The sequence below is a fragment of the Ruegeria sp. AG7 genome, assembly GCF_056541545.1.
In genome coordinates this window covers 61,289-87,446 of sequence record NZ_JBQFYP010000008.1, presented here as the reverse complement: position 1 = coordinate 87,446, position 26,158 = coordinate 61,289, and the positions used below count along the sequence as shown (strand labels likewise).

Sequence of the window (26,158 nt, the reverse complement as noted above, 5' to 3'; positions counted from 1 at the left end):
TGCAACGCATCATCCTTGGGGAGGGTACCCGGTGTCGGACCAAGAAAAACCGCTGCTGATCAAGCGCTATGCCAGCCGTCGGCTGTATAACACCGAGACCAGCGATTACGTGACGCTCGAAGATATCGCGGGATTCATCCGTGACGGGCGCGAAGTACAAATCATCGACCTGAAATCCGGCGACGACCTGACGCGGCAGTATCTGCTGCAGATCATTGCTGAACATGAAAGCCGCGGCGAGAATGTGCTGCCTGTCAATGTTCTGAACGATCTTGTGCGCAGTTACATGCTGCCTGGCGGGGGCATGATGCCGCAATTCCTGCAAAGCTCGTTCGATATGCTGCGCGAAAGCCAAAGCAAGATGATGGAAAACATGAACGCCATGAACCCGATGTCCCAGATGCCGGGTTTTGAAGCGTTGAAAGCACAGCAGCAGGCCTTTCTGAAGGCTATGACTGGTGGGTTGTCTGGCAGATGGTCCTCGCCAGAGAAGGAAAGCGAAAAGTCAGAGCCGAAAGAGGATCTTGACGATATCAAGAAACAGTTGGCCGAACTTCAACAGAAGCTTTCAAAACTGAATTAAGGTGAGCCTGAGGAAAAGGCCCACCATTTTAGTGGGTCAGTTCTAATCTCAGGTGCCGTAGACCGGCATTGGGCCGGTCACTTCGCCGACCGCGGCCAGCAGAATATCGGCGATCACGTCCAGCTCTGCGCGTGTCAGGCGTACGGGCAGTCGGACGTCACACGCTTTCATCAGCATGTCACGTGTTTGCGGCAGCTCGAACTTTTCCGGCAGAAATTGCCAGTTCCAGAAAGCGCGTGCATTGTCCTGGCTCAGGCCAAAGACCTGAACTTTGACACCGCGTGCCTCGGATGCGGCGGCAAATGCGCGAATCTCGTGTTCCTGCAACCCAACCAGATTGAATTGAATAGAATCCGGCGCGCGCTGCTCGGGGGGCAAGGGCGCGGGCACATTGATATGGGGTGAGGTATTCAAGCGCCCGGCAACGTAGTCGTGATTCGCAAGACCATCGCGGACACGACGGGCCAGTTCCGGGATCTGCGGGCGGATCACAGCGGCGCTCAGGTTGTTCAAGCGCAGGTTATACAGTGGCAACTTGTTCTGCCAGCGGGCGAAGGCCTCTTCCAATTCGGGCGAGTTGTCGCCGTGCGGTCCTTTATGTTTCTTCCAGTTATGTTCGTACGCGCCCGACATGATGACGGCACGGGCCACCAGATCAGCATCGTTTGAGATCAGAATACCGCCTTCGCCCGCATTGATCATCTTGTAGGACTGAAACGAGAAACAGCCGACCTTGCCGATGGTGCCGATATTTCTGCCATGCCAGGTCGTGCCCAGCGAATGCGCAGCGTCTTCGATCACCGGGATGTCACGCGCGTCGCACAGCGCCATGATCGCGTCCATATCAGATGTGTGGCCGCGCATGTGACTGATGATCACCGCCTGAACGCTGTCGAGCTTGCCCTCGAAATCGGCCATGTCGATGCGATAATTCTCACCCACTTCGCACAGAACCGGGATGCAGTCCGCGTGAATGACCGACGAGGGAACCGCGGCAAATGTGAAGCCGGGGATCAGGACGCGCGCATCGCGCGGCAGACTCAGTGCCTTGAGCGACAGAAACAGCGCAGCAGAACAGGATGAAACAGCGAGAGCGTATTTTGTGCCCAGAAGTTCGGCAAACTCGGCCTCCAGCAAAGACACCGGGGCATCTTGCGGGGCGGTATAGCGAAACAAGTCGCCCGACTGCATCAGGGCGTCGATGGCTTCTTTTGCTGCTTCTGGGATGGGTTCGGCGTCATGAACGTTTGGTGGAAGCGTCATATTTGGAATTCCCGAATTCTATCTTTGGTAAAGATAAAGCTATTCAGGCGGCAATCCAAGCCCTCAATCGCCGCGCCAGCGGAAATTCACCAATATGTCACAAGTAACGTGGATCAGATCCCAAGCCGGTCCCGCATGGCGAACCATGTCATTGCCAGCACAAGCAGCGGGTTGCGCAGGGCAGACCCGCCTGGGAAGGGCAGGGTTGGCACGCGGGCCATTGTATCGAACCCTTCAGATTGGCCCTGAATGGCCAGTGCCATCAATTGCCCTGCATGGGTCGCGGTGCCTACACCATGACCGGAATAGCCGGAAGCAGACAGAATATTGGGCGCGATACGCACCAGATAAGGCATCCGCCGCATGGTAATGGCCAGCGTCCCACCCCATGCGTAGTCGATTTTGACATCGCGCAGATGTGGGAAGATTTCGGTCATCGGCTTGCGGACCTTCGCCGCGACATCCGCAGGAAAACGATAGCCATAACTTTCGCCGCCACCGAACAAAAGCCGGCCATCGGCGCTGAGGCGGAAATAGTTCACCACGAACTTGGTATCCGCGACCGCGACATCCTGAGTCAGGACCCGCGCGGCCTCGCTGCCAAGGGGTTCAGTCGCTGCGATGAAGTTGTTGATGGGCATGACACGGGCCGCGACGGTCCGGTTGAGATTGCCAAGATAGCCATTGCAGGCCAGCACAACATGGTCGGCCCTAACGTTCCCCCTGGCGGTCCGGATCAGTGCAGGCCGGGTTTCGTCAATATCGATGACTTCGGTGCCCTCAAAAATGCGAACACCCGCTTTGGCCGCCGCCTGCGCCAACCCCAGCGCAAAATTCAATGGGTGCAAATGAGCAGCCCCCATGTCCAGATACCCACCCTTGTAAGCGGGTGAGGGGCAAAGTTTGTGGCCTTCGTCTTCATCCAGCAGCTTGATCTGGTCATACTGATAACGGTCGGACAGATGGCCTGCATGGGTGTGCAGCTCTTTTCGTTCCGAAGCTGACAGACCCAGAACCGCGACGCCGGGTTGCAAGTCGCACGCGATCTGATGCTTGGCGATCAGTGATTTGACCAGATCCTTGGCGTCTTCGGCCAGGTCCCACAGCTTTGCGGCATCCGGGTCGCCAACAAGACGCTCGAGGTCTTCCTGATCCATCCGCTGCGCGCTGCCCAGCTGGCCACCATTGCGCCCCGAGGCACCAAATCCGACACGGTGGGCTTCAAGCAGAACGACATCGAACCCCGCCTCGGCCAGTTGCAATGCTGCGGACAGGCCTGTGTAGCCACCGCCCACGACGCAGACATCCGCCGTAATATCTTCGGCCAAAACAGGAAAGCGTTCCGTTGGGTTCGCCGTCGCGGCATACCAGCTGGCAGGGTATTCGCCCTTGCGGTCATTGGAATAGAGCAGATTCACGAAAAGTCTCAGACGTTGATCAGCAGATGTTCCCGTTCCCACGGAGAGATGACCTGCAGAAATTCTTCATATTCGGCCCGCTTCACGATGCCATAGACACGGGCAAACTCGGGGCCAAGGATTTCGTGCAGGGCGGTGGCTTCGTCAAACATATCCAGCGCATCGCCCATGACCTGGGGGATATCCCCTTCACCTTCATAGGCGTCACCATAGAATTGACGACGCGGGCGTTCTTGTTCAACCAGACCCAGATAGCCGCACGCCAGCGACAGGGCGATGCCCAGATACGGGTTGCAATCCATACCGGCAATGCGGTTTTCGACACGGCGCGATTCAGGTCCGGACAGTGGAACGCGAATGCCTGTAGTGCGGTTGTCGCGAGCCCATTCCAGATTGATCGGCGCGGCGTGGTCTTTCACGTAGCGACGATACGAGTTCACATAAGGTGCCATCACGGCCAGACCGGCGGGCAGATGGTTCTGCAACCCGGCAATGAAGTGATAGAACGCGTCTGTTTCGCCGCCCTGCGGACCCGAAAAGATGTTCTGGCCGGTCTCCATGTCGATAATCGAATGATGGATATGCATGGCCGAACCCGGCTCTTCCTCGATCGGTTTGGCCATGAAGGTTGCAAAACAATTGTGCCGTAACGCCGCCTCGCGGATCAGGCGTTTGAAGTAGAATACCTCATCAGCAAGTTTGACCGGGTTGCCGTGGCGCAGGTTGATCTCCAACTGGCCCGCACCGCCTTCCTGGGTGATGCCATCAATTTCGAACCCCTGATGTTCGGCAAAGTCATAGATATCGTCGATGACCGGGCCGAACTCGTCCACCGCGGTCATCGAATACGCCTGCCGCGCCGCAGCCGGGCGGCCAGAACGCCCCATCATCGGCTTGATTTCCTGTGCGGGATCGACGTTGGGGGCGACCAGAAAGAACTCCATTTCTGGCGCAACAACCGGTTTCCAGCCTCGGTTGTGATACAGCTGGACCACGCGTTTCAACACGTTACGGGGGCTATAAGGGATCGGATCACCATCCCGGTCATAGGCGTCGTGGATCACTTGCAGCGTCCAGTCCCCTGTCCAGGGTGCGGCTGAAGCCGTCGAATAGTCGGGCTTCAGGATCATGTCCTTTTCGATGAACCCGTCGTCACCTGCGGCTTCACCCCAGTCCCCCGTGATGGTCTGGAAGAATATGCTGTCAGGCAGGTGAAAATAGGATTGCTTGGCGAATTTCGTGGCAGGCACGGCCTTGCCACGTGCAATTCCGGGAAGGTCCGAGATGATACATTCAACCTCGTCCAGCCGCTGTCCGTGGAAATAGGCTTTGGCGGCTTCCGGCAGTTTATCAGTCCAATCAGCCATCAGGCTCTCTCTTTCTTTAAAAACTCGGCCATATGGCGCGCGATTGTGGCGTTGTCATCCGGGGCGGTTTCGCGATTTGTGGCCTCACGCATCAGGTCTTCGGGGACGACGCCTTTTCCCCGTGTGCGCATCAGGCCCGCGACAAAACCATTGGTGAATTCAGGGTGGGCCTGAACCGTCCAGATCGTGTCTCCATAAGCCAGCATCGCGTTTTCGCAAAATGCGTTCTGACCAAGAACGCGCGCGCCTTCGGGCAACTCGACAACCTGATCCTGATGCCAGGCATTCAGCCAGACTGTGTTGCCGTCAAACTCGTATTCAGTGCGTCCGACGGCCCATCCGCCCTTGAACTTCTCGACCTTGCCGCCCAGTGCCTGCGCGATGATCTGATGCCCAAAGCATACGCCGATCAGTGGCTTTCCGCTTTGCTGTATCTCTCTGACCAAGTCTTCCAGCGGGGCGATCCACGGCAGGTTTTCGTACGCGCCGTGGCGCGAACCGGTTATGACCCAGCCATCTGCGTCATCCGCGCCGCTTGGGAATATGCCGTCGACCACGGCGAAGGTCTGGAACTCAAATCCGTTGCCACCGAGAAGTGCAGGAAACAGCTCATCATAGTCGCCGAATTCGCCTTGCAACGCATCTGGTGTGTGGCCGGTTTGTAATATGCCGATTTTCATGTGTCACCAAATTTGATCAAATTCACTCTAGCTGAGTCCGAATGAGGCGGCAAGGGGGTCAAACCGCCTCGAGATAGCTCAGCCAGTGATCTTCAGGAGCGATACGCTCAAATCGTTCAATTTCCTGTCGCTTGGTCATGATCAGGTACTGGATCAGATCCGCCGAGAAAAGCCGGGCGACCAGGGGGTCGGTCTCAAATCTGTCAATTGCGGCCGCCCAGTCTGGCATCAGTTGAGGCAGGTCTTCGATATCGTAGGCATTGCCTGTGATCGGGGCAGGGGGCCGCAGACCGTCTTCGATCCCGGCAAGGGCTGCGCCCAAAACCGCGGCCAGCATCAGGTAGGGGTTGATGTCACCACCTGCGACGCGGTGTTCGATGCGCCGCGCTGCTGTTGCCCCGCCCGGGATTCGAATTGCGGCGGTTCTGTTCTCATAGGCCCAGCAGGCCCCGGTCGGGGCATGCGCACCCGGTACAAGCCGGGTGTAAGAATTGCCGTGGGGCGCAAAAATCAACGTGCTGCCTGGCATGGCCGCCACACAACCCGCGACGGCGGAATGCAGAATGCCGGTCCCTTCAGGCCCGCCATTGTCGAACACATTGCGCCCCCGATGGTCCAGCACCGAGAAATGCACATGCATCCCATTGCCTGCATCATCTGCATAGGGTTTCGACATGAATGTTGCGGCAAACCCGTGTTTGCGCGCCAGGCCGCGTGTCAACGCCTTGAAAAGCCACGTATCGTCGGCACAGCGCATGGCATCCTGATGATTCAGGTTGATCTCGAACTGGCCAACGCCACTTTCCGAGATGGCGGTTTGCGCGGGGATATCCATGGCGGCGCAGCCATCGTAGAGGTCTGTGAAGAAATCCTCGAACGCATCCATTTCAGCGACCGACAGAACGGATTCATGCAGCAGGCGGCGCCCGGTGATCGGGTTCAACGGAGGTTGCGGTTGCGCACCCGAAGCATCGATGAGTGTGAATTCCAACTCGGTCGCCGCAACGACCGACCAACCGCGTTTGGCATAACGGTCAAGAATAGCAGACAGAGCGTGGCGCGGATCACCCGCAAACGGGGTACCTGCATCGTCATACAAGCTCATCGGAACCAGCGCCGTTTCTTTCGGAAGCCAGGGCACAGGCACCGGGCCCCGGTCGGTTGGGCGCAGCACGCCATCCGCATCGCCGGTTTCAAACACCAGCGGGCTGCCGTGAATGTCCGCGCCCCAGAGATCGACATTGAGCGCCGAGAACGGCATGCGCACGGCGCCTTTCTCCAGCTTGCCCGCATACTCAGGGGGCACGCGTTTGCCCCGCATCTGACCGTTCAGGTCACATGCAGTCACGCGAAAACTGTGCAAGGCGCTCAGGTCCATTGGGGGCTCCGTCAATTCTGTTTCCCCGTGATGTACTTCAATGGATCAGATTTGTCACCAAATTTGATCAAATTTTGATATTTGGGACAGATGTGACTGCTCGGCATAGTTTTTGGGCGAGTACGAAATTGGTCTTGCTGACAAAGCTCGCGCCTTGCGTTTCCTTCAGTGAAAACATCACGGAAACATCTGTTAAGCCATTGATCATATTATCCAATGGCGTTGTCTGCGGCAAGTCAGGGAGCGGCTGGATATTCCCAGTGTTGAAAGCGCGGCGATCGGATTTGATACGACGTCCGAACCCGCAAATCAGCTTCGTTTGCCCAGTCCTCAAGAATTGGCTTATTTTGGCGATTTTTCTATGATAGCTGCGGGTTTCGTATTCTTGAGGATGGTTGAGTTGACTGCACGTGGAAGAGATAATATTCAACACCATGCTACTCTGAGCATTGCCCCCATGATGGATTGGACCGACCGCCACTGTCGGTATTTTCATCGGCGGCTTAGCACGGAAACCTTGCTGTATACCGAGATGGTAACGGCACCGGCGCTTGTCCGAGGAGGGGCGCTGCATCTGTTGGATCATTCACCGCAGGAACATCCCGTGGCTTTACAGCTGGGCGGGTCCGATCCAGAGGAGCTGGCGCAAGCGGCGAGATTGGGTGCAGATGCAGGATATGATGAGATCAATCTGAACTGTGGATGCCCGTCGGACAGGGTGCAGTCTGGTACTTTCGGGGCGGTTCTGATGAAAGATCCGGCGCGGGTTGCAGAATGCGTCGCAGCAATGCGCGAAGCGGCGAATGTAGATGTCACGGTCAAATGCCGCATCGGTGTGGATGACCAAGAGCCCGAAGAAGTTCTGCCTGCGTTTCTTGAGCAGATCAGTGCGGCGGGCTGTCAAAGAGTAACGATCCATGCGCGCAAGGCGTGGTTGCAGGGGCTGAGCCCTAAGGAAAACCGCGATGTTCCACCGCTTGATTATGACCTTGTGCATCGGATGAAAGCCGCGTTTGCGGATCTGCATATATCGATCAATGGTGGTATCGCCAGCTTGGATGAAGCAGCAACACATCTGGACGCGGGTCTTGACGGTGTCATGATTGGTCGGGCGGCCTATCATCAGCCCGGTGATATCCTGGCAGATGCCGACTGGCGCATCTTTGGCGTTGGAACCGTTCGCGATCCGCTGACGGTTGTTCAAGAAATGGTGCCCTATATTGAAAGGCACCTTGCCAATGGCGGGCGTTTGCACCAGATCACGCGGCATATGCTGGGTCTCTTTGCGGGGCGCCCTGGTGCGCGGGCATGGCGGCGCGCCTTGTCCGAAGGGGCCGTGCATGAAGGGGCCGGGCCAGAAGTCATGCTACAGGCCCTGGACCATATTGCGCCGATGGTCGAGGTTTAAACGGCAAGGGGGGGACGATGCCCGAGACAATGTTGCTGGCCCAGATGATGGGCCTTTTGCTTGTGATCGGTGCGCTGGCCGGTGTGCTTGCCGGGCTGTTGGGAGTGGGAGGCGGTATCGTTCTGGTCCCCGCGTTCTTCTATGCGTTTCAGACGCTTGGCTATGGCGGCCCGCAACTGATGCAGCTTTGTCTGGCGACGTCGCTGGCCACGATCATTGTAACGTCGATGCGGTCTGTTCTAGCCCACAACAAGAAGGGTGCCGTGGATTGGGATATCCTGCGCGGTTGGGGTCCGGGTATTGTCGTCGGCGCAATTGTCGGAGTGCTGGTCGCATCGGCGCTGCGGACCGAGGCCTTGCAGGCACTGTTCGGAATTCTGGGCATGGTGATCGGTGCCTATCTTGGGTTGGGTCGCGCAGAATGGCGGTTGGGCGACGCAATGCCCAACGGAATCAAGCGGGCCGTCCTGTCCCCTCTGGTCGGGTTTCTTTCCGTTCTGATGGGCATCGGAGGAGGCAGTTTCGGTGTGCCGCTGATGAGCCTCTATAACACCCCTATCCACCGCGCGGTCGCGACCGCGGCCGGGTTTGGCGTGATCATCGCCGTACCCTCGGTCATTGGGTTCTTGTTTGTAGATATCGCGCCCGAGCATCGCCCCCCGTTGACCATTGGCGCGGTTAATCTTGTGTCCTTCGGGATCGTTGTCGCAATGACTATGATCACCGCGCCCTGGGGGGTAAAGCTGGCCCATGCGATGGACCCAAAACCGTTGAAACGTGTCTTCGCCGTGTTCCTAACGCTGGTCGCGCTGAACATGCTGCGCAAGGCCGTGGGCTTATGAGCGATTTTTCTGCCCGGGGCTGGGTGAAATTCCCGTATGATCCGGTTTTGGCCGAATGGGTGAACCACGCTTTGCCTGCCGCACGGGCGTCGACAACGGACCCGGCCCACGCGGAATGGTTGGATTGCGAAGGTACGTGGTTCATCGGTGTCGACGCACTATCCAATGACACGAAGGGCAGGGTCGGGCAGTCCGGGCCTCTGACCGGAAAGGCCATGGTGTTCATCGACAAACACTTTGGAGATTTACCGCTGCACAAGGGGCAGGTTTCGGTTGTTTATCCGGGTTATCCGCGCCCGCGCCGGGGCGAGAATGAAGCGGCCACCCGGTACCGTCGAAACAGGGATGCGGCCCATGTGGACGGTTTGCGCCCGACAGGGCAGGATCGCCGCCGCCGGGTTGATGAACCTCATGCCTGGATTCTGGGCATTCCACTGACTGAGGCCAGCTCAGACGCGTCTCCGATGGTGGTGTGGGACGGCAGTCATGACATTCTGCGGACCGCGTTCAGGCAGGCGCTTGAAGGGATGCCACCTGAGGTCCTGCACGAAGTAGACATAACCGACATCTACCAATCCGCCCGTCGCGAGGTGTTTGCGACCTGCCCAAGGATCGAGTTGCCTGCAAAGCCGGGAGAGGCCTATTTGCTTCACCGCCATTGCCTGCACGGCGTTGCTCCTTGGGCCGAAGGGGCGACGGCGGAGCAGGATGGTCGAATGATCGCCTATTTCCGCCCCGAATGCGCCGGTGGAGTAGCCGAATGGATCGAATCCGCCTAACGTCCTGTCATTATTTGGCTTTGGAGGTTTTGACCGATGATGACGGTTCATACGAATTCTGACGGTGCACTCATAGAAGTCGAGTTGTCGGGGCAAGTGACCAGCGCCGATTACACCAATACTCTGGTTCCCGCCATCGAGTCTGCGCTAACGGAACACGACACGGTTCGGCTACTGGCGATCATACAACCTGAATTCCAGGGGTATGATCTGGGCGCAGCCTGGTCCGACACCAAGCTGGGGTTAAGCCATTGGCGCGGTTTCGACCGGATCGCAGTTGTTGCTGATCAGGGTTGGGTGCAGACAAGCGTTCGTCTGGCGGCCCCCATCCTGCCCTGTCCGGTTCAGGTGTTTGATCTGGCCGAGCTTGAGGCGGCCCGACGCTGGATGCGCGAGTCCCTTGGGTCGATCCACGTGACTGACCTGAGCGGTCCATGTGTTCAGATCAGCCTATTGGGCAAGCTGGACCCTGAATGGTACAAACAGGCAGAACGTGATCTGGATGCAGTGTTACAGGACCGGCTAGGGTTTCGCCTGCTGATAGACCTCAGGGAGTTTGACGGCTGGCAAGGGCTGTCAGCGCTTGCGGCGCATTTTCGGTTGGCCAGCCGACATATCGGACAACTGGACCGAGCTGCCATCGTTGGGGACAAAAGCTGGCAGCGCATGGCGCAGAAGGTCGCCAGCCATGTGTTAGGGACCCGGACACAGTTTTTCCCGTCCGAAGAGTACGAGAACGCCAGGGCTTGGCTTGCCGCCGGATAAAACCTTCGACTGTGGAACGCCTGAGCAGGCAACACCCAATCGGTCAAGGTCGTGATGCAGCCTCAAATCCGGTCGTGCGATGTCAGGCATGATTCGACTGCTGACGGCGGGTTTCCCGCAGCTTCGGCCCCAGCTTTCCCAGTCCCGGCAAAGTCGGGTCGAATAGTGACGTTAGGAAATTATGTGCTTTTGAGAGTTTTTCTTGATTGAGGCGTCAAAAACGATCAAAGGCCGCGTGTTTTCCCCTACTTGTGACGGGAAATACCTTTAGCCACACCCTGTCGCTGCGGGTTACCACTCACGTTGAACCTCAATGTTCAAGAGCTAGACCCCCTCGGAGCTCGAACTCGACCCGCAGTGGCACGGTTACTGGAAACGGGACGTCCGCAATGCCACTTAAGACTTTGATCGGAAGACTCACTAATACAAGAAAGACCAAACGTGCAGCTGACGTGCTGCAATCGGAATGCGCGCGCAATGATGATCGGCGGCCCAAAACCAGCCAATCCGAGATTGCGCTTCTGTTTCAGAAAGAACTGCGTGGCACCGCGCCGAACACACCTATCCAGAGACGGGTCACACAGCCGCCAGAAATGTCATCAAAACGTATTCACTGATCGATCAGGAGCCATTCATACGAGCGGCACGCCCGCCGCGCCGCTTGCTGAGTCGCGGTTTACGAGACGGCAGGTCGTTCATGATTTCAGCGCGTTCGCTGCTGTCCATCCTGGACCAGCGAGAAATCTCGTCAATCGTGCGGTAACATCCGGTGCAGATGCGCTCGGCCGGATGGACAACACAAATCTGGACACAAGGGCTTTCGACCTCATTGCGCTTCCAAACCATATTCGTCATCGATCGGTCTCCGACCTGTTACAAAAAGCGCAGTCTGTCCAGTGCTCCCTGCAAGATATAACCTGCTGCAACGTGATCAATAACCTGTCCGCGACGTTTTCGTGACGTATCCGCCTCAAGCAGTGCTTTTTCTGCCGCAACCGTACTCAGCCGTTCATCCCAGAATCCGATTGGTAAATCCGTCAGACGGGACAGGTTTCGCGCAAATGCCCGCGTAGACTGGCAGCGCGGACCCTCTGTGCCGTCCATGTTTTTGGGAAGACCCAACAGGATGCCGCCAATCTCGCGATCCGTAGCAATTTCGATCAATCGGGCGGAATCGAGTGTGAATTTCTTGCGCCTTACGGTCTCCAACGGGCTGGCCACGCCCCGCATCCGGTCGGAAACCGCGACGCCGATGGTCTTTTCACCCAGATCCAGCCCCATCAGCGCTTGCATCGGGGGCAGCGCATTGGCGAAGTCTTCGAAAACGTCGTGGATCATTGCGCAATCCCGGCCTGGAGGGCCGCGGCATCAATGATCTGCAACGCCTCGGTGTTTCCGGCAAACACCTCCAGCGCCTCATTGTGGATATCCATGGCCCGTTGGCCCTGGCCCAGAACACCCAGAGCGGCGATCAGACGAGCCCATTCTTCGGGCGCGCCGCCTTCCGTCGCCAGGCGGTCGGATAACTGATCCACCATTCCCTGAATCATCTGTTGCCGTTCCTCCGGGCTCATTTCCGCTGCTGCAGCCATGTCTTCGCGACTTGGACCAGACGGCGCGCTCAGGTCCGGTGGATTGAAAACCCCTGCCCGAAAGGCCAACTCATCAATCTGATCCCGGATCGCCCCCGCCCACGGCGCGCCTGCCGGGGCTTCCCTCAGCGTTTCGACCCAAATGCGGTAGGCAAGGTCCGGTCGACCTGTCTGAACCAGCATTTGCCCCCAATAATATCGGGCCGGGCCGTGATGGGGATCGCGATTCAAAGCTTCGGCAAGGGCTTTTTCAGCTTCGGGCGACACATATCCGCCCGCAGCCAGGATCATCATCTCGGCAAAATCCGCGTAGTGCTCGGCTGTGGCTGCGTCGCCTGACAGTTCGATCACCCTTTGTTGCGCGGTATATCCATCCTTGAAGTTCCCCGAATTGGTCTCATGCTGCGCCAAAAGCATTTGCCCTTGCAAATCATCCGGGCGGGCCGCAACGGTCTCTCGCAACTGCTTGAGAAGAGACGCGTAATTTTCGTCAAGATGCGCCGTTTGAGGTGGGGTCGCCAGCTCTTCTGCGGCGCTCTGGGACGGACGATTGGCGCGCACCTCCTCGGCCAGTTCCAGCCGCGCGGTCAGGGGCATGTCGGGCAACCCGACGGCACCAATACGATGATACATCGCCATCGCGCCCCCAATGATGATCAGCATGACAACCGGGATCGTCACAATCGAGACGGTCCGCGATGGCCCAGCACCCGAGCCACCCTTTTTCATCTGTTCATCAGCGGCAAGAATTCGTCGAGAGATTTCGGTGCGGACCCGTTCCGCATCGGCCTCACCAATCACCCCGCGCGCCAGATCCCGGTCCACACCGGACAGCTGTTCGCGATACACACGCAGATCGTAAGCCGCCGCAGGTTCATCCCCACGGCGTTTACGCAGCAGTGTGAAACTCAAAAACACCGCGATCAACAGCGCGACAAGAAAAATCAGAACCCAGAACGTCATGGTCCCTCCGAAGATGCTGTCCTGACTTAGACCTGTGCGACGTCCAACAAAAGGGACAAATGGCCGCGAATGAACGACATGTCGCAATAGTGCGATATTGCGGCGTTGCGCGGCGCGGTTAAACTGTCGCCGCGCGGCATATCTGCGCGCAATCACCGAACCGGATGGATTCGCTTATGAAACACTACTCAGCCTTTGCTGTCGCGCGGGAGGCCCTGCGCTATCACACCGGATGGGAACGCGCTTGGCGTTCGCCCGAGCCCAAGAAACGTTATGACGTCATCATCATCGGTGCTGGCGGGCATGGTCTTGCGACCGCGTATTACCTTGGCAAGAACTACGGCATTCAGAATGTCGCGGTGATCGAAAAAGGCTGGCTGGGTGGTGGCAACACAGGTCGAAACACAACGATCATCCGCTCGAATTACCTGCAGGACCCTTCGGCGGCGATCTATGAAAAGGCGCGTGGCCTATACGAGGATCTGAGCCAGGATCTGAACTACAACATCATGTTCAGCCCGCGTGGCGTGATGATGCTGGCGCAGACCCAGCACGAGATTCGCGGTTACCAGCGAACCGCACACGCTAACGCCCTGCAGGGTGTAAAGACCGAATGGATCACCCCCGAACGTGTCAAGGAACTGGTGCCAATCATCAACCTGGACGGCCCCCGCTATCCGGTTCTAGGGGCGCTGTGGCAGGAACGCGGCGGTACTGCCCGTCACGATGCCGTCGCGTGGGGCTATGCGCGCGCCTGTTCAGCCATGGGTATGGACATCATCCAGCAATGCGAAGTCACGGGTGTCCGATCTCAGGATGGCCGTGTCGTCGGCGTAGACACCACCAAGGGTGCCATCGATTGTGACAAGCTGGGTATCGTCGTTGCGGGCCACTCCGGTCAACTGGCCGAGATGGCGGGCTTCCGCCTCCCGCTGGAAGCCATTGCATTGCAGGCGCTGGTATCCGAGCCGATCAAACCCTGCATGGATGTGGTTGTCATGGCCAATACCGTGCACGGCTACATGTCGCAGTCCGACAAGGGCGAGATGGTGATCGGGGGGGGGACCGACGGGTTCAACAACTTCACCCAGCGCGGCAGTTTCCATCATATCGAGGAAACCGTCCGCGCCCTCGTCGAAACCTTCCCGATGATTTCACGCCTCAAGATGCTGCGCCAATGGGGCGGTATCGTCGACATGACCGGTGACCGCTCACCTATCCTGTCGAAAACTCCGCTGGGCGGGTGCTTTATCAACTGCGGCTGGGGCACCGGCGGTTTCAAGGCGATTCCCGGGTCCGGCTGGGGCATGGCACAGCTGATGGCCACAGGTCATTCGCCGTTGACCGAGGCCTTCTCGCTGGACCGCTTCAAGGAAGGCCGCTTCATCGACGAAAGCGTGGCCGCCGGGGTGGCACACTGAAGGTGGTTCCGAGGTTGCCAAATAACAGAATTCCGGTTGGCCGCTGCGCCAACCAACCGCCAAAAGGATGACAACATGCTGATCCTGAATTGCCCTTACTGCGGCGTTGATGCCGAAGAAACCGAACTGGCCGCCGGTGGCGAGGCGCATCTGAAGCGTTTTGGTCCCGGCTCGTCGGATGACGAGTTCCACGACTACTTGTTCATGCGCGAAAACCCTAAGGGCGTGCACTTTGAACGCTGGCGCCATGCCAATGGCTGCGGCAAGTGGTTTCATGCGGCACGCTGCACAAGCACGCTGGAAGTGTTCGGCACTTACACGGCTCAGACCTCTGAGCCGCCGCAGGACATCAAAGAGGCCATCGCCGCAAAGCGCCCTGGATGGACCTGGAGAGAGTTCTCCTGATGCTTCATCTTTTCAAAGATACTCCCGCCGGAGGCTCCGACGCCTCCACCCGCGAAAGGTCCGCACAATGAGCACCCGTCTCGCAAAACAAGGCCGGCTGATTGATCGGTCGAAAAAGGTCACGTTTACCTTCAATGGAACTTCGATGCAGGGCTATGAGGGCGACACGCTTGCCTCGGCACTGCTGGCCAACGATCAGATGATGATGGGCCGGTCGTTCAAGTACCACCGCCCCCGCGGTGTCGTTGCAAGCGGCGCCGAAGAGCCGAACGCCCTGGTCGGGCTGGGGCAGGGCAACCGGTTTGAACCGAACCAGCGCGCCACCACGACCGAGTTGTTCAACGGTCTGACTGCGATTTCGCAAAACCATTGGCCTAACTTGGACTTTGATATTGGGGCAGTGAATACAGCCTTTGCCCGGTTCCTGCCGGCTGGCTTCTACTACAAGATGTTTATCCACCCCAAACCGTTCTGGAAGCATGTCTACGAGCCGTTCATCCGTCAGTCTGCCGGTCTGGGCAAAGCGCCCGACAAGGACAGCCGCGATGCCGATACCTATGAGCACTTCTATGCCTTCACCGATGTTCTGGTCATCGGTGGCGGCGTGGCTGGCCTACAGGCGGCAAAGGCGGCAGCAGCTTCGGGTGCCAAGGTTCTGCTGATTGAGCAGAGCGCACATTGGGGCGGTCGCGCTCCGGTTGACGGCGGCACGGTCAATGATGAGCCTGTGGATAAGTTCGTGGAGCAATTGGTTTCCGAACTCGAAACAATGGACAACGTCACCATGCGCTCCCGCTGCATGGGTGCGGGCGTATATGACCATGGTTACGTGCTGGGCTATGAACGCCTGACAGACCACACGCCGGGCGTGCAAGGCCCGCGCCACCGCCTCTGGCGTATCCGTGCCAAGCAAATTGTGACTGCAACCGGCGCAATTGAACGCCCGTTGTCCTTTGCTGGTAACGATGTTCCGGGTGTGATGCTGGCTTCTGCCATGCGCGATTATGCCGTGAACTGGGGTGTCACCCCGGGCGAGCGTGTCATCGTCGCCACCAACAATGACGACGCCTATCGCACCGCGATTACGCTGAAGCAAGCGGGTGTGGATGTTTTGCGTATTGTTGACGCGCGGGCAACGGCTGGACCTCTGGCAGAGGAAGCCCGCCAGTTGGGGATCCGCGTTGATCCGGGCAAGGCCATTGCCAAGGTCAAGGGCGGCAAGCGCGTCAAAAAAGTCGCCATCTGCAACCAGGAAGGTGTTGGCGGCGCACGTGAAGAGGTTGAAGCAGATGCAGTGGCCATGTCGGGCGGCTGGTCGCCGGTCGTTCATATGTGGTCTCATTGCGGTGGCAAGCTGACCTGGGATGACGCGAATGCCTTTTTCCGCCCCGATCCCTCGCGCCCGCCGCTGGGCGCAAACGGTGAGGGCTTTGTTCTGGCCGCCGGGGCATCGAATGGTGCGTTGGCGCTGGGCGATGTTCTGACCGACGCCCACACGGCGGGAAAAGCCGCAGCCAAGGCCGCAGGGTTCAAGCCAAAAAACATCAAGGCTCCTGTTGGCGAAACCACTGCAGAAGCTCCTATGGAGGCTGTCTGGCTGATGCCAGCAAACGCAGAAATCCAGCTGCGCATGAAATCCTGGCTCGACTTCCAGAATGACGTCAAAGTCTCGGACGTCCAACTGGCTGCGCGCGAGGGCTATGAGAGCGTTGAGCACACCAAGCGTTACACCACACTTGGTATGGCGACGGATCAGGGTAAGTTGAGCAACATCAATGGCTTGGCAATTCTTGCTGATGCGTTGGAGTCCGAAATCCCGAAGGTCGGCACCACGACCTTCCGCCCGCCTTATACACCCATCTCGATGGGCGCAATCGGCGGTGAAGCGCGGGGTGAAGTGTTCCAGCCGATCCGACAGACACCAATGCACAACTGGCACGACAAGAACGGCGCCGATTGGGAGCCGGTCGGCCACTGGCGCCGGACCTACGCCTATGTCCGTCCCGGTGAATCCGTGCATGACGCCGTGAACCGTGAGGTGAAGAACACCCGCGAAAACCTTGGCCTGCTGGACGCCTCGACGTTGGGCAAGCTGATCGTCAAAGGCCCTGACGCAGGCAAGTTTCTGGACATGTTGTACACCAACATGATGTCCACGCTGAAGGTCGGAAAATGCCGCTATGGCCTGATGTGCTCGGAAAACGGCTTTCTGATCGACGACGGCGTGGTCGCACGCATCGATGAGGACACATGGCTGTGCCACACCACCACCGGCGGTGCCGAGCGTATCCATGGTCACATGGAAGAATGGCTACAAACCGAATGGTGGGACTGGAAAGTCTATGTCGCCAACGTGACCGAGCAATATGCTCAGGTCGCTGTAGTCGGCCCAAACGCCCGCAAGGTTCTAGAAAAGTTGGGCGGCATGGACGTCAGCCGCGAGACGCTGCCCTTTATGGAATGGCGAGATGGCAAGATCGGCGTGTTCGACTGCCGCGCCTATCGCATCTCGTTCTCGGGCGAGTTGTCCTACGAGATCGCCGTTCCCGCCTCGCAGGGTCAGGCGTTCTGGGATGCCCTGATGGAAGCAGGCAAGGAATTCGGTGTGATGCCTTACGGCACCGAATGTCTGCACATTCTTCGGGCCGAGAAGGGCTTTATCATGATCGGCGACGAAACCGACGGCACCGTGATCCCGCAGGATCTGGGGCTCCACTGGGCACTGTCGAAAAAGAAAGAAGACTACCTTGGCAAACGCGCCCATTCGCGCAGCCATATGGCCGACCCAGAGCGTTGGAAACTGGTCGGGCTTGAGACTGTGGATGGTTCTGTTCTGCCTGATGGCGCATATGCAGTGGGCGAGGGTGTGAATGCCAATGGTCAGCGCAACATGATCGGGCGTGTCACTTCGACCTATTTCTCAGCGAACCTTGGCAAAGGGATCGCTATGGGCCTGATCAAGCACGGCCCCGACCGGATGGGTGAAATCGTCGAGTTCCCGGGCACCGACGGCAAAACGTACAAAGCCAAGATCGTGGACCCGATCTTCTTCGACAAGGACGGGGAGAAGCAGAATGTCTGAACCCATCAGCGCACTGAACCACGCCAGCTATGATGGCATCGCTAATGTCAGGGAATGTGGCCTGCAAGGCATGATCACCCTGCGCGGCGACTTGTCCGACAAAAGCCTCGCCAAGGCCGTCAAGGACGCGACTGGGCAGAATGTGCCCGGTCAGCGCGCGGCGCTGGTCAGCGGCGATACCGGCGTATGCTGGATGTCACCAGACGAGCTGCTGGTGCTGGTCCCTTATGCCGAGGTCGAGGCCAAACTGGCCGCAATGATCAAAGCTTTGGGAAAAACTCACGCACTGGCCGTCAACGTCTCGGATGCCCGCGCGGTCTTCACGATATCAGGCGCCAGCGCACGAGAAGTGTTGGGCAAAGTCGCTCCGGTTGATCTGTCGACCGAGGCCTTCCAACCCGGCCAAATCCGCCGCTCGCGCCTGGCGCAAGTGGCAGGTGCGTTCTGGATGGACGATGCCGAAACCTTCCGCGTGGTCTGCTTCCGTTCGGCTGCGGATTACGTTTTCAAACTGCTGAAGGTTGCGGCGCAACCGGGCAGTGAGGTTGGCGTTTACTGACCAAAACTATTGCGCGTTAGAATTGAACCGTTCGCGATATGCGGGCGGTTTTTTCACGCTTACAGCCTACCATACAAAATCTGTAAGTTAGTGCTTTCCGTTGGTTCAGTGTTGAATTTGTGAGCGTCACACTCATAATCAGAGAAAGTTAACTAAAACTCGCGTATTGCATGTGGACAGCCTGAACTCTAAGTGTTTTAAAGCTAATCAAAAAAGTATACAGGAATTTGACGTTTAATGAATTTTATCAAGGCAGTCGCATTTTGCGCCTCGATCGTTATTGCATTCCCCGCAGTTGCTATTTCCGAAAAGTACAAAGAAAGCTTTGAATGAAATTTTGGCAAAGGTATTGCTAATCGCCCGACCCCTGAGCGCGTGGTCTTCTCAATAGATAGGCTTGGCCGTTCAGCGTTGTTGCAGGAAGTAGACATCCCCAAGATTGACACCAAGTTCAGCACTGGTGAAGTGAAACGCGACTCCCCAAAAGTGCTTTTGATTGGATGGGGCGCACAGAATTATGTTTATACAGCCAGTGGGCGAACATACGCGACGAATGAATCGCGATACGATGCGATTGACCTGCTAAATTTAACATTTACGCTGAATCTGAATCGGAACACAATGAAAGCCATTGTTAAGTCTACCTCCACTTCCAGCTACCTGCCACGTGACGGCTTTGCGAAAGGCAAATGCAAAGTAATCGTGGTACCGGCCTCTTGAAACGTGGGATTGGTATGATGAAGCTTTCTGTTTTTGTTCTGATCGCCGGGATGTTTGCGGCGACTGCGCAGGCTGATGTCAAGAACTACGCATGTGATCTCCATAGCATTGAAGGAAGGGGATGGATTCCTCCCAAGGTTTATCTGAGTGTGGATAGCGAAAACAAACGCGCCCGAGCTTTCGATGGTGCAATACGCGCTTCGAATGAACTAGCAGGCATTTCCCCAGAAACCCCGGCTAACACGAAATTCAAAGTAACGCGAAATGGTGAATATCGTTTATCTTGGCACTTGACCCTACAGGCTAAATCGTCGGGTAGCTACAGGGTTGCTTACACGGCAACATTCGATCCCAATACCAGCAACTTAAAGCTCCGCGCCAGTTTCCCGCAAGCGAACGCGTCAAACCGACCAAGCGGCAGCGGGGCGTGTAAGCCCGTCTCGTCGCCGAGTTTGTACTGAGAGGCAGATCGGTTGAATCTCTGTTCGAGGGTTTCAACCGGTTAGCAAAAAAGTTTTGAACCCGGAGAGTGCGGAGGCGTCGGTAAAGCACTGTGATCCGGTTCCGGTCGCTTCACTGGTTCGGCAGGTTGGGTAAAATGTAAGAAGCTCTGCCAATTCCTCCATACGATCCAACCGCGTCTTCGAATCCAACAGTCCCGCATGTGTTGAAAGATAAAGGGCTGGGCGCTGTTCCTTCAGCCATGGCACCAGCGTCGGCAGCACGGAAAATTCGGCGCCTTCGATATCCATCTTCACCAAAGACACGGCGGACAGATCGTTCACTGCGGCGAACTGATCCCAGGCAATCGTCAGGGTATCGGTTCCGTGCGCGCCGTCGTGCAGAAGGGAGCTGGTAGAATCTCCGGGCTCTCCACGAACCGAGGCCATGCGGGCGACACCGAACTTATCCGACAGTGCGACACCCAAAGCGGAAACGTTATGAATGTCATTCAGGTCGAGGTTCCAAGCCAGGTAGCGGAACGCTGTGGGGTCGGGCTCAAAGCACCAGACATGGCGTGCCTTACGCGCACCATAAAGAACTGTGGGCCCGATCCATGCGCCGATATCCAAGTAATCGTTTTCAGGCGAGAGATACTGGTCCATCACGGCAAAGGTTTCAGGCTCCCACTGGCCAGTGGAGGCTTTACGCCAGAACTTTGAATGATAAGGGTCCAGACGAAACGGCTCGCCGTTCAGGTTGCCCGCATAGTAACCGCGGGCGCGGTAGAACATCTTGCGCGCCTGTGTCAGCATCGCCTGCCTCCGGGTTTTCTTGTCTCGGCCCTTGACCTGCGGCGGCTGCCAAAGCATTTAACCTTGGGAACCGCAACTCAAATTTAAACAGGGGGCCGACATGGCTTTTGAACTTCCTGATCTTCCTTATGCACATGACGCGCTGGCAGCCAAGGGTATGTCCGCGGAAACACTGGAATATCACCACGATCTGCACCACAAAGCCTATGTCGACAATGGCAACAAGCTGATCGCTGGCACCGAATGGGACGGCAAGTCGCTGGAAGAGATCATCGTTGGCACCTACGACGCAAATGCCGTCGCGCAGAACGGTATCTTTAACAACATCAGCCAGCTGTGGAACCACAACCAATTCTGGGAAATGATGGGCCCCGGCGACAACGCCATGCCCGGTGAGCTTGAGAAAGCTCTGACCGAAAGCTTTGGTTCGGTTGACGAATTCAAATCGCAGTTCAGTGCGGCAGGTGCCGGTCAGTTCGGCTCGGGCTGGGCGTGGCTGGTCAAGAACGCCGACGGCTCGTTGGCTGTGACCAAGACCGAGAATGGTGTGAATCCACTGTGCTTTGGCCAAACCACTCTGCTGGGTTGTGACGTTTGGGAACACTCATACTACATCGACTTCCGCAACAAGCGTCCGGCTTACCTGTCGAACTTCCTCGACAATCTGGTGAACTGGGAAAACGTCGCGTCGCGGATGTAAACCATTGAACCGACGCTGGTTTATCAAGGGCCTGCTGGCGGTGACGCTGGCAGGCCTAATCACATCAGTCTACGGGTTTTTCATCGAACCCGCCCTACGGCTGCGCGTGCGAAAATGGCGCGTCCGCCGAGAGGATTGGACAGCGCCACCGCTCAGGATTGCCGTGCTGGCCGATTTGCATCTGGGCGAGCCTTTGGTCGGGCTGGACCGAATAAAACAGGTGGTACGGCGCACGAATGCGCTTGCGCCGGATATGATCCTGCTTCTGGGTGATTTCTTCGCAAGCCACAAAGGCGTTTTACGTCCTGTCGAAATGAACGATCTGGCACCGGTTCTTGCTAAGCTTGAGGCCAAGAACGGTGTCTTTGCGGTACTTGGCAATCACGACTGGTGGGATGACCGGCAGGCGCAGCGCCGTGGTGCTGGCCCCAACCGATATGTCGATGCGCTGGAACAGAGCGGAATTACGGTTTTGTCGAATGCCGCCATCAAGCTAGAAGCTTTTGGTATCTGGTTGGCGGGTCTTGAAGATCAGCTTGCGATCTGGCGTAACGGTAAACCGGAGGGGCTGGATGATCTGTCGGGGACACTGGCGCAAATCACCGACGACGCCCCGGTTGTGATGATGGCGCATGAACCCGACATCTTCCCTCAAGTGCCCGACAGGGTGGCCTTGACGCTGTCCGGTCATACGCATGGCGGTCAGATCCGCCTGTTTAGCTGGTCGCCGATCGTGCCCTCTAAATACGGCAACAGATATACCTATGGGCATGTGCGCGAAGGTGGGCGGGACCTGGTTGTTTCCGGCGGTATCGGATGTTCCATCCTTCCGGTTCGCTTTGGTGTGACCCCCGAGATCACGGTCATCGAATTGTCTGCCTAAAGGCTTGAGGCTTCGCCAAATCGACCAGCCCCATTTCTTACCCGCATATGTGCGGCAACGATGCACCGCAGCGTTCGGTCAAACACCTACGCGACCTGCCGGGTTTACCTCAGCTTGTCGCGCAGGGCTGTCATCGCTGTCTCCGCATCCTCAGCCCAGCTAACAAAGTCGCCCAGTGACCGATCTGCAAATCCTTGGCCGATCACCTGGTGCAACAGGGTTTTCAACGCGTCCCAATAGCCGTTCACATTGACGATCACGATGGGTTTGTCGTGCAAGCCCAGCTGCCGCCAGGTCAGCGCTTCAAACAGCTCGTCCAGTGATCCTGGCCCACCGGGCAGGACAACAACGGCGTCAGAATTCATGATCATGACCTTTTTCCGCTCGTGCATTGTTTCGGTGATCACGAAATGGGTCAGGTCGGTCTTGCCGACCTCTCGTTTGACCAGGTGTACCGGAATGACGCCAAAGGTCTCGCCACCGGCCTGTTGCGCGGCACGAGCAACTTCACCCATCAGCCCGACATCCCCAGCGCCATAAACAAGTCGCCAGCCTTCCTGTGCAAGCAGGTTTCCAAACTGTCGTGCGGTTTCAGAATAAGCCTTCTCGGCCCCATTGCGTGACCCGCAATACACACAGACGGATTTCTGAGACATGAAAGAGAGGCTCCGGGGTTGTGTCAGAGGTTTTGACCCGTGATAGCGGGATTGATAGATTGGCTCAACTGTCCGCTGGAAGGCTTTTGAAGACAAAGCTTTTGTACGGTGGGGTGAAAGGAAAACAATGGACGCCAAATCGGGAAACGGAAGCTCGGGCAATTTTGTCTGGGGTGTGATTGCGGGCCTGGTTGCCGTGCTGGGCGTTGGGGGTGTGTATCTGTCCGGCGCTTTCACCAAAGCGCCAGAGCCTGAGGCGGGCGCACCGCAGGAACCCGCATCTGTTGCGGCCACACAGCCGCAGGAACAAGCGGCCGAAGCGCCCGCGGAAACCACCACAACAGAACCAGCTGAGCAGGCCGCCGTAACACCGGATGCGGCACCAACCGTTGAACCCGCTGAAGATACGGCTGCGGCAACAGATGTGGTTCCAGACACAGAACCTGCAGCGGCCCCGACGGAAGAGAATGCAACGGCACCCGTGGCCCCCCCGGTTTTGGATCAGATTTTTGTTGAAGCAGACGGAACGGCGCTTTTGTCAGGTGACGCCGAGCCGGGCAGCCAGATTGAGGTTCTGCTGAACGGTGAAACCGTGCACACATTCACGGTGGACAGCAGCGGGCAATTCGCCGAGTTTGTCTCGATCCCCTTCAGCGATGCCGCGCGGGGGCTAGTCCTGCACAGCAAAAGCAGCGGGCAAACAACCCGGTCTGATGACTATCTGATCGCCGCCCTGCCCAAGCCGGTCGAGGAAGAGCCGGTTGCGCAGCAAACTGATGCTGCCGATCAGGGCGAAACAGCCGAGAGTGATGAACAAATAGCCGCTGCAGTGGTCGACCCAGAGACCGAAACTCCTGCTGAGACCGAAACATCAGACCCTGTAGCGACCGCGCCGGATACCGGCGAAACGCAGGTTGCCGACGAAGCAGTAGAGACAACTGAAACTGGTCAGCAGATCGCGGTACTGCGGTCGGGCGAAGAAGGCGTTGAGCTCGTGCAGCCGCCCGTGGTTCGGGATACCCCGCCGGAACAGGTCGCGCTGGATACCATCGGGTATTCTGAAACCGGTGATGTCCAGTTGACCGGGCGAGTACAGGACGGCGCGGCCATCAGGGTGTATCTGGACAATCGTCTTGTTGCCGACCTCGCTCCGGAACAGGATGGATCCTGGCGGAGTGATCTGGACGGCATCGACCCCGGTGTTTACACGTTGCGTGTTGACGCGGTGAACACGGACGGGAAGGTCCTCAGCCGGGTCGAAACCCCCTTCAAGCGCGAGCCTGTTGAAGTTTTGGAAGCAGCATCAGGTGGCGGTGACGGAACGGCGGCGCAGGACACCCCGGCAATCCGGTCGGTCACTGTGCAGCGGGGAGACACGCTGTGGGCGATCTCGCGTGACCGCTTTGGTGATGGCATCCTGTATGTGCGCCTGTTCGAAGCCAACCGCGACTTGATCCGTGACCCGGATCTGATCTATCCGGGGCAAATCTTTACGATACCGGAATAATCAACGCGCTGGCCCGTCGCGGGCCAGAGCCTTTCTCTGACCGCAGACAAGGTACGTGATGAGACGAACATCTCCGATGGCCTCGAATGACGGGGTGCAGAGCGGCGGGCGCAGTTCAGGCTGGCGCACAATCCGCAAGGTTGCGCCCTACCTCTGGCCGCAGGACGAGGTTTGGGTAAAGCGCCGCGTGGTTATTGCCATGGCGATGCTGGTTCTGGCCAAACTGATCGCGGTTTATACACCGATCCTTTACAAAGGCGCCGTTGACTCATTGGCAGGTGAAGGCGTGCCGCCGCTAGCGCTGGGCGCAGTGGGTGTGACGGTTGCCTACGGCGTGGCGCGCATGATGACGGTTGGGTTCCAGCAATTGCGGGACGCCGCCTTTGCCCCTGTTGGACAGCGGGCCTTGCGGGCGCTGGCGCTGGAGACGTTCCGACATATCCATAACCTGTCCATGCGCTATCACGTCTCGCGCCGCACCGGCGGGCTGAGCCGTATCATCGAGAGGGGCGTCAAAGGCGTGGAATTCCTGCTGCGCTTTCTGCTGTTCTCAATCGGGCCGCTGATCCTTGAGCTGTTGCTGGTTGCGATCATACTGATGTGGTTGTTCGACGTCTGGTATCTGGTGGTCGTCGCTGTCACCATAGGCCTATATATCTGGTTCACTTTTGCCGTGACCGAATGGCGGGTAAAGCTGCGGCGTGAGATGAACGATCAGGACACCGAAGCCAATCAGCGCGCCATTGACAGTTTGCTGAACTTCGAAACCGTCAAGTATTTCAACGCGGAATCCCGCGAAACTGCACGTTACGACGTGTCGATGAAAGCCTATGCCGGGGCGGCGCTGAAAACCGCCTATTCGCTGGCGTTCTTGAATTTTGGCCAATCCTTCCTGATCACCTGCGGCCTGATCGGAGTCATGGTTCTGGCCGCAATTGGCGTTCAGAATGGAAACCTGACCGTGGGCGATTTTGTCATGGTCAACGCGTATATGATCCAGATTACCGTTCCATTGAACTTCCTGGGGACGGTCTATCGCGAGATCAGGCAATCGCTGGTAGATATGGGGCAGATGTTTGATCTGCTCGAACAACCCGCCGAAGTCATCGATCACCCCGATGCACCCGACCTTGCGGTCAATGGTGGCGAGGTAACACTTGAAGATGTGCATTTTGGTTATGACCCTGAAAGGGAAATCCTCAAGGGTGTTTCCTTGACGGTTCCGGCCGGACAGACGGTCGCGATCGTAGGGGCGACGGGGTCTGGAAAATCGACCATCGGGCGGCTGTTGTTCCGGTTTTATGACGTGACCAGAGGCGCGCTGAAGATCGACGGGCAGGATGTTCGGGATGTGACCCAAACCAGCCTGCATGCCGCGATCGGCGTTGTGCCACAGGATACGGTGCTGTTTAACGACACCATTCGCTACAACATTGCGTATGGGCGCGACGATGCCACCCCGGAGGATGTCGAGGCCGCAGCCCGTGCCGCCCAGATTCATGACTTCATCACTTCGCTGCCTGACGGATACGACACCATGGTGGGTGAGCGCGGCTTGAAACTGTCCGGCGGCGAAAAGCAACGGGTTGGCATCGCGCGGACATTGCTGAAGAACCCCCCGATCCTGTTGCTGGACGAGGCGACCTCGGCCCTGGATACCGACACGGAACAGGATATCAAGGATGCGCTGGCGCGCGCTGGGGAAGGGCGGACCGTGATCACGATTGCCCATCGCCTCAGCACCATTGCCGAGGCTGATCGGATCGTGGTTCTGGAAGCTGGTGAGATCATCGAACAGGGCACCCATGACGAGCTGTTGGCGCGGTCCGGGCGATATGCTCAACTGTGGAACCGCCAGCAATCCGACAGTGAGGCCGCGTGAGGGGCTCATCTTGCCCTGCGGAATGTGCTAGGATGCGCCATGCATGAGG

The 26,158-nt window shown here is 57.8% G+C and carries 25 protein-coding genes; 14 read left to right on the top strand and 11 right to left on the bottom strand.

The features are described from left to right. Window positions 1-31 precede the first annotated feature (31 nt). The gene (phaR, locus tag ACR0BF_RS12505; protein WP_480473452.1) at window positions 32-583 is read left to right on the top strand and encodes a polyhydroxyalkanoate synthesis repressor PhaR; all 552 of its coding nucleotides are present in this window, start codon (window positions 32-34) and stop codon (window positions 581-583) included. Between the two features lie 48 nt (window positions 584-631). Here the strand turns inward: phaR and ACR0BF_RS12500 are convergent, their stop codons facing one another. The 6 genes from ACR0BF_RS12500 to ACR0BF_RS12475 form a co-directional block, all read right to left on the bottom strand. Continuing rightward, entirely contained in the window at window positions 632-1,846 is a 1,215-nt protein-coding gene (locus ACR0BF_RS12500) for a DegT/DnrJ/EryC1/StrS family aminotransferase (RefSeq protein WP_480625017.1), read from the bottom strand. A 113-nt stretch (window positions 1,847-1,959) separates the two neighbouring features. Beyond that, entirely contained in the window at window positions 1,960-3,264 is a 1,305-nt protein-coding gene (locus ACR0BF_RS12495) for an NAD(P)/FAD-dependent oxidoreductase (RefSeq protein WP_480625016.1), read from the bottom strand. Window positions 3,265-3,272: 8 nt separating this feature from the next. After that, window positions 3,273-4,631, bottom strand: coding sequence for a glutamine synthetase family protein (locus ACR0BF_RS12490; RefSeq protein WP_480621997.1), 1,359 nt, complete (start codon window positions 4,629-4,631; stop codon window positions 3,273-3,275). Next, entirely contained in the window at window positions 4,631-5,311 is a 681-nt protein-coding gene (locus ACR0BF_RS12485) for a type 1 glutamine amidotransferase (RefSeq protein ID WP_480625015.1), read from the bottom strand. The genes ACR0BF_RS12490 and ACR0BF_RS12485 overlap by 1 nt, the downstream gene beginning before the upstream one ends. Before the next feature lie 58 nt (window positions 5,312-5,369). Then, entirely contained in the window at window positions 5,370-6,689 is a 1,320-nt protein-coding gene (locus ACR0BF_RS12480) for a glutamine synthetase family protein (RefSeq protein ID WP_480625014.1), read from the bottom strand. A gap of 67 nt (window positions 6,690-6,756) precedes the next feature. Further along, window positions 6,757-7,122: a hypothetical protein gene (locus ACR0BF_RS12475; protein ID WP_480625013.1), complete on the bottom strand. Its 366-nt coding sequence runs from the start codon at window positions 7,120-7,122 to the stop codon at window positions 6,757-6,759. Window positions 7,123-7,146: 24 nt separating this feature from the next. Here ACR0BF_RS12475 and dusA point away from each other — a divergent pair, with 24 nt between their 5' ends. Genes dusA through ACR0BF_RS12455 form a run of 4 tightly spaced genes read left to right on the top strand, consistent with a single transcriptional unit; the run spans window position 7,147 to window position 10,483 of the window. Further along, window positions 7,147-8,097, top strand: a complete 951-nt coding sequence (dusA, locus tag ACR0BF_RS12470; protein WP_480603167.1) for a tRNA dihydrouridine(20/20a) synthase DusA — start codon at window positions 7,147-7,149, stop codon at window positions 8,095-8,097. 17 nt (window positions 8,098-8,114) lie between these two features. Then, window positions 8,115-8,939 (top strand): sulfite exporter TauE/SafE family protein, encoded by an 825-nt coding sequence (locus ACR0BF_RS12465; protein WP_480492929.1) that lies wholly within the window; start codon window positions 8,115-8,117, stop codon window positions 8,937-8,939. Beyond that, entirely contained in the window at window positions 8,936-9,718 is a 783-nt protein-coding gene (locus tag ACR0BF_RS12460) for a hypothetical protein (RefSeq protein WP_480625012.1), read from the top strand. The genes ACR0BF_RS12465 and ACR0BF_RS12460 overlap by 4 nt, the downstream gene beginning before the upstream one ends. A 36-nt stretch (window positions 9,719-9,754) precedes the next feature. Continuing rightward, entirely contained in the window at window positions 9,755-10,483 is a 729-nt protein-coding gene (locus tag ACR0BF_RS12455; RefSeq protein WP_480603173.1) for a SpoIIAA family protein, read from the top strand. 621 nt (window positions 10,484-11,104) lie between these two features. Here ACR0BF_RS12455 and ACR0BF_RS12450 read toward each other — a convergent pair. From ACR0BF_RS12450 to ccmI, 3 genes are read right to left on the bottom strand one after another with little or no spacing between them, the layout of a single operon-like run. Continuing rightward, window positions 11,105-11,338, bottom strand: coding sequence for a DUF1289 domain-containing protein (locus tag ACR0BF_RS12450; RefSeq protein ID WP_209503450.1), 234 nt, complete (start codon window positions 11,336-11,338; stop codon window positions 11,105-11,107). Between the two features lie 18 nt (window positions 11,339-11,356). Beyond that, window positions 11,357-11,821 (bottom strand): Holliday junction resolvase RuvX, encoded by a 465-nt coding sequence (gene ruvX / locus ACR0BF_RS12445; RefSeq protein WP_480553814.1) that lies wholly within the window; start codon window positions 11,819-11,821, stop codon window positions 11,357-11,359. Further along, complete coding sequence (gene ccmI / locus ACR0BF_RS12440; RefSeq protein ID WP_480603176.1) at window positions 11,818-13,038, bottom strand: c-type cytochrome biogenesis protein CcmI; 1,221 nt, start codon at window positions 13,036-13,038, stop codon at window positions 11,818-11,820. The genes ruvX and ccmI overlap by 4 nt, the downstream gene beginning before the upstream one ends. A gap of 176 nt (window positions 13,039-13,214) precedes the next feature. On the opposite strand from ccmI, the gene ACR0BF_RS12435 reads away from it, so the two are divergent. The 5 genes from ACR0BF_RS12435 to ACR0BF_RS12415 all read left to right on the top strand — a co-directional run bounded on the left by ACR0BF_RS12435 (window position 13,215) and on the right by ACR0BF_RS12415 (window position 19,686). Beyond that, window positions 13,215-14,459 (top strand): sarcosine oxidase subunit beta family protein, encoded by a 1,245-nt coding sequence (locus ACR0BF_RS12435; protein WP_480517547.1) that lies wholly within the window; start codon window positions 13,215-13,217, stop codon window positions 14,457-14,459. Window positions 14,460-14,534: 75 nt separating this feature from the next. Beyond that, window positions 14,535-14,864 (top strand): sarcosine oxidase subunit delta, encoded by a 330-nt coding sequence (locus ACR0BF_RS12430; protein ID WP_480473438.1) that lies wholly within the window; start codon window positions 14,535-14,537, stop codon window positions 14,862-14,864. A 67-nt stretch (window positions 14,865-14,931) separates the two neighbouring features. Continuing rightward, complete coding sequence (locus ACR0BF_RS12425) at window positions 14,932-17,946, top strand: sarcosine oxidase subunit alpha family protein (protein ID WP_480517545.1); 3,015 nt, start codon at window positions 14,932-14,934, stop codon at window positions 17,944-17,946. Further along, window positions 17,939-18,505: a sarcosine oxidase subunit gamma gene (locus tag ACR0BF_RS12420; RefSeq protein WP_480517543.1), complete on the top strand. Its 567-nt coding sequence runs from the start codon at window positions 17,939-17,941 to the stop codon at window positions 18,503-18,505. The genes ACR0BF_RS12425 and ACR0BF_RS12420 overlap by 8 nt, the downstream gene beginning before the upstream one ends. A 734-nt stretch (window positions 18,506-19,239) precedes the next feature. Continuing rightward, window positions 19,240-19,686: a hypothetical protein gene (locus ACR0BF_RS12415; RefSeq protein ID WP_480625011.1), complete on the top strand. Its 447-nt coding sequence runs from the start codon at window positions 19,240-19,242 to the stop codon at window positions 19,684-19,686. Window positions 19,687-19,719: 33 nt separating this feature from the next. Here ACR0BF_RS12415 and ACR0BF_RS12410 read toward each other — a convergent pair whose 3' ends face one another. Next, on the bottom strand, window positions 19,720-20,481 hold the full coding sequence (locus ACR0BF_RS12410) for an FkbM family methyltransferase (RefSeq protein WP_480625010.1): 762 nt from the start codon (window positions 20,479-20,481) through the stop codon (window positions 19,720-19,722). A 100-nt stretch (window positions 20,482-20,581) separates the two neighbouring features. Between ACR0BF_RS12410 and ACR0BF_RS12405 the strand changes: the two genes are divergently transcribed. Further along, window positions 20,582-21,181, top strand: a complete 600-nt coding sequence (locus ACR0BF_RS12405; RefSeq protein ID WP_480473433.1) for a superoxide dismutase — start codon at window positions 20,582-20,584, stop codon at window positions 21,179-21,181. A gap of 4 nt (window positions 21,182-21,185) precedes the next feature. Beyond that, window positions 21,186-22,064 (top strand): metallophosphoesterase, encoded by an 879-nt coding sequence (locus ACR0BF_RS12400; RefSeq protein WP_480625009.1) that lies wholly within the window; start codon window positions 21,186-21,188, stop codon window positions 22,062-22,064. Between the two features lie 104 nt (window positions 22,065-22,168). On the opposite strand, the gene ACR0BF_RS12395 is transcribed toward ACR0BF_RS12400, so the two are convergent. Further along, on the bottom strand, window positions 22,169-22,720 hold the full coding sequence (locus tag ACR0BF_RS12395) for an LOG family protein (protein WP_480625008.1): 552 nt from the start codon (window positions 22,718-22,720) through the stop codon (window positions 22,169-22,171). Window positions 22,721-22,847: 127 nt separating this feature from the next. Here ACR0BF_RS12395 and ACR0BF_RS12390 point away from each other — a divergent pair, with 127 nt between their 5' ends. Beyond that, on the top strand, window positions 22,848-24,227 hold the full coding sequence (locus tag ACR0BF_RS12390) for a LysM peptidoglycan-binding domain-containing protein (RefSeq protein WP_480625007.1): 1,380 nt from the start codon (window positions 22,848-22,850) through the stop codon (window positions 24,225-24,227). 58 nt (window positions 24,228-24,285) lie between these two features. Beyond that, the gene (locus tag ACR0BF_RS12385) at window positions 24,286-26,109 is read left to right on the top strand and encodes an ABCB family ABC transporter ATP-binding protein/permease (RefSeq protein ID WP_480625006.1); all 1,824 of its coding nucleotides are present in this window, start codon (window positions 24,286-24,288) and stop codon (window positions 26,107-26,109) included. Window positions 26,110-26,158: the final 49 nt, after the last annotated feature.

What these genes read in the sequence shown, in the direction of transcription:
- ACR0BF_RS12500 (WP_480625017.1), bottom strand. Translation starts at nt 1,846, where the DNA reads ATGACGCTTCCACCAAACGTTCATGACGCCGAACCCATCCCAGAAGCA.
- ACR0BF_RS12490 (WP_480621997.1), bottom strand. Translation starts at nt 4,631, where the DNA reads ATGGCTGATTGGACTGATAAACTGCCGGAAGCCGCCAAAGCCTATTTC.
- ACR0BF_RS12485 (WP_480625015.1), bottom strand. Translation starts at nt 5,311, where the DNA reads ATGAAAATCGGCATATTACAAACCGGCCACACACCAGATGCGTTGCAA.
- ACR0BF_RS12480 (WP_480625014.1), bottom strand. Translation starts at nt 6,689, where the DNA reads ATGGACCTGAGCGCCTTGCACAGTTTTCGCGTGACTGCATGTGACCTG.
- dusA (WP_480603167.1), top strand. Translation starts at nt 7,147, where the DNA reads ATGATGGATTGGACCGACCGCCACTGTCGGTATTTTCATCGGCGGCTT.
- ACR0BF_RS12465 (WP_480492929.1), top strand. Translation starts at nt 8,115, where the DNA reads ATGCCCGAGACAATGTTGCTGGCCCAGATGATGGGCCTTTTGCTTGTG.
- ACR0BF_RS12460 (WP_480625012.1), top strand. Translation starts at nt 8,936, where the DNA reads ATGAGCGATTTTTCTGCCCGGGGCTGGGTGAAATTCCCGTATGATCCG.
- ACR0BF_RS12455 (WP_480603173.1), top strand. Translation starts at nt 9,755, where the DNA reads ATGATGACGGTTCATACGAATTCTGACGGTGCACTCATAGAAGTCGAG.
- ACR0BF_RS12450 (WP_209503450.1), bottom strand. Translation starts at nt 11,338, where the DNA reads ATGACGAATATGGTTTGGAAGCGCAATGAGGTCGAAAGCCCTTGTGTC.
- ruvX (WP_480553814.1), bottom strand. Translation starts at nt 11,821, where the DNA reads ATGATCCACGACGTTTTCGAAGACTTCGCCAATGCGCTGCCCCCGATG.
- ccmI (WP_480603176.1), bottom strand. Translation starts at nt 13,038, where the DNA reads ATGACGTTCTGGGTTCTGATTTTTCTTGTCGCGCTGTTGATCGCGGTG.
- ACR0BF_RS12435 (WP_480517547.1), top strand. Translation starts at nt 13,215, where the DNA reads ATGAAACACTACTCAGCCTTTGCTGTCGCGCGGGAGGCCCTGCGCTAT.
- ACR0BF_RS12430 (WP_480473438.1), top strand. Translation starts at nt 14,535, where the DNA reads ATGCTGATCCTGAATTGCCCTTACTGCGGCGTTGATGCCGAAGAAACC.
- ACR0BF_RS12425 (WP_480517545.1), top strand. Translation starts at nt 14,932, where the DNA reads ATGAGCACCCGTCTCGCAAAACAAGGCCGGCTGATTGATCGGTCGAAA.
- ACR0BF_RS12420 (WP_480517543.1), top strand. Translation starts at nt 17,939, where the DNA reads ATGTCTGAACCCATCAGCGCACTGAACCACGCCAGCTATGATGGCATC.
- ACR0BF_RS12415 (WP_480625011.1), top strand. Translation starts at nt 19,240, where the DNA reads ATGATGAAGCTTTCTGTTTTTGTTCTGATCGCCGGGATGTTTGCGGCG.
- ACR0BF_RS12410 (WP_480625010.1), bottom strand. Translation starts at nt 20,481, where the DNA reads ATGCTGACACAGGCGCGCAAGATGTTCTACCGCGCCCGCGGTTACTAT.
- ACR0BF_RS12405 (WP_480473433.1), top strand. Translation starts at nt 20,582, where the DNA reads ATGGCTTTTGAACTTCCTGATCTTCCTTATGCACATGACGCGCTGGCA.
- ACR0BF_RS12395 (WP_480625008.1), bottom strand. Translation starts at nt 22,720, where the DNA reads ATGTCTCAGAAATCCGTCTGTGTGTATTGCGGGTCACGCAATGGGGCC.
- ACR0BF_RS12390 (WP_480625007.1), top strand. Translation starts at nt 22,848, where the DNA reads ATGGACGCCAAATCGGGAAACGGAAGCTCGGGCAATTTTGTCTGGGGT.
- ACR0BF_RS12385 (WP_480625006.1), top strand. Translation starts at nt 24,286, where the DNA reads ATGAGACGAACATCTCCGATGGCCTCGAATGACGGGGTGCAGAGCGGC.